Origin of the sequence: Hydrocoleum sp. CS-953 (assembly GCF_002260545.1) — a bacterium.
Taxonomy (GTDB): Bacteria; Cyanobacteriota; Cyanobacteriia; order Cyanobacteriales; family Microcoleaceae; genus Trichodesmium.
This window is the reverse complement of sequence record NZ_LGSU01000268.1, coordinates 1-2593: the sequence shown is the minus strand read 5'-3', so window position 1 is coordinate 2593 and position 2593 is coordinate 1. Positions and strand designations below refer to the sequence as shown.

Sequence of the window (2593 nt, the reverse complement as noted above, 5' to 3'; positions counted from 1 at the left end):
ACAATAGAACCTCCTTTGGCATAAGCTTCCGGTAACATAGTTTCAGAAATAACAGTTAGCATTGCCCCGGCTGCCATCGACTCCAAAAGAGATATGATTGATTCCGGAACATCAGCAAATACCAAACTACCAACCGCAGCTAAAATTCCTGTGATGATCATAATAGATGTCCACATCATTAATATGCGAGGGATAGAAAATCCCTGTTGTCTCATCCCCTCAGAACTTGATAGAGCTTCAGGATAATTAGAAATGAATAACCCAGCTAATAAAGAAGGACTGACTGGATTTGTAATAATATGTGCCCCAATTGTTAAAGCTTCTGGGATTCCGTCCATCAATAGTCCTAACCAAATGGCCATTGGTACATCTTTATGTTCTGACATCATTGAAGCCATTCGAGTGGCGGAAGGAATCAATTGGCCAGCATTCATGCTGTTTAATGCTTGTTCCACCCACTCGGCAGCCTTAGTTGATTCAAACTGTTGTCGAGTTTCCAAATAATCTTTGAGTTTAGGTTGTTCTAAAAACTGTTTTACCCCTTTTTCCAGATGGGTAGACTGTTGCAACATTTCCCCAAAATCTTGTTTTCTGAATGTCCATACCCCCACATCAGTTTTAGCGATCGCTGTGACTGTATGGAAAGCTCCTGTGACAAAGGATAATTCCCCAAATGAGTCTGCAGAAGTCAACACTAGAGGAGCTTTTTGGAGATGACTAGGATAAACAATTTCGACTTCACCATGAGCAATAATATACAGACGATCAGAAAAGTCACCGGGCTGAAAAAAGACATGACCACCTGAGCGTTCTCGGTACACTAAACGGTCAGCAATATTTTCTAAGTCTTCTTGCGGTAAATAGCTAAAGACAGGAAAGCGGCGAATGCGACGAGCTAAGTTTAAAAAATCTGTTTTTTTCTGAACAATTTTGACCGCAGACTCAATTTTGCGCTGTTCTTGGAGCATTCTTAGGGATAGTGTTACCCAATCCTTAATTTGCTCTAAACTCAATCTATGACGTTGGTAAAGATAATCTTTAATATTTTCTTGTTGTAGGGTTTGTTCGGTTCTTTTCAGGAGTTCGGGCGAAACTTCCAGAAGTTCTTCAAAATCGGAACGATGCAGAATTTCTAGCTGACAATTTTCTTTAACCACTGCCATCGTTTGATGAGGACTGCCCGTTAAAAAGGCTAAGTGACCAAAAATTTCATTCACCTCAATAGTCTTGAGAGCAGTTAAGTTTGTTTGAGGATCTAGGAGACCTACCTTTCCCTGTTTAACAATATAAAGACTTTCACTGGGGTCTCCTTGACGATACAAAATAGTTTCTTGAGGGTAATTTCCAACTAACAAGACTTGAGCAATTTGTTTTCTGAGAGCATGGGATAAACCTTGAAAAAGTCCAATTCGTTTTAAGCGACTGGAACTTTGGGTAAAACGACAGCGTTCCTGTTCAGTTAAATGGGCTAAGGTAGTTGAAGGTTTTCGTAAAAATCCCCCAGCATTATTGACAGTCTGGTTGACGAAGATAAAGAATAAACTTCCCAAAATTGAACCAATGACTAATTCTAGAAGATGTCCCTTTTCTCTGGTACTACCTACTAAATCAATAACTAGAGCTGCCAGTAATGCTCCTGCTCCAAAAGCCATTAAAAAAGCCAGTATTCGTTTTTTAGGAGTCCACACTAAGGCTGTTAGTGATCCTAAAGGCATGGAAAAAGCACTAATAATTCCGGCGATTAAAGCATTGACCCAAATAGATTGAAACACCTTTTTACTTTAATCCTAATCCTAAAATTTTTAACCAATATTAACCCACTATATTTTCTGGTAAAACCACAAAATTTACAAAAAATTTGTTGAGAACTCAGGCATTGCCTAAGTCCTGAAAATTGAATTAATTAAGATGCAAAAACATTCATATTTTCAATTTCTATTTTTCATTATCTTGAATTAGCCATCATTACGGGGGGGCAGGGCCGTATCATTCGTATCGTGAGTTAACAATTTAAGGAGAACTAGAGATGTTTAGGATCAGAAAATAGAGAAATTAGCCATATCAGTGCCGATTTTTCAGCTTCGGAGTGTCATTAAACTCTGTCTAAATATCTGGTTCAATTCCCTCAAATAACAACAATTCGTATTTTTAACCTTTAAGAATAATTGATAAATTTTGGGAAAATCTAGGGTAAAGCGTGGAAAATTCTCCCCTGCTCCCTGCTCCCCTGCTCCCCTTCTGTCTTAACCAAGAATGAAACAGCCCTGCCCTTAAAAGGGGAGGTTTTAAACCAGAATTATTTAATTATTAATTATTAATTATTAATTATTAATAATTGGGTAATGTAAGCATTTCCTGCGGAATGCTGCGCAAACAGCTATTAGCGGTCAGCTCTTCCTAGGTCATGCTGCGCAAACAGCTTTGTAATAAACGATGTAATTCGATAGATTATTAAGGGTTAACTGATGGATTTTTACCGAATAATTAAGGTTTAAAGCCTCTCATGATCAAGGAGAAACAATGAATTTATTTTCCTTTTATTCAATCCTATCCGTTTTAGGGAGAGGTAATTATCAATTATCAATTATCAATT

Annotated in this window: 1 protein-coding gene; it reads right to left on the bottom strand. The window is 37.7% G+C overall.

Annotated features, from left to right (window positions below; all coding sequences use genetic code 11):
• A partial coding sequence (locus tag AFK68_RS02395) for a cyclic nucleotide-binding domain-containing protein (RefSeq protein WP_094671337.1) occupies window positions 1–1772 on the bottom strand: 1772 nt, incomplete at its 3' end.
• Between the last annotated feature and the right edge of the window lie 821 nt (window positions 1773–2593).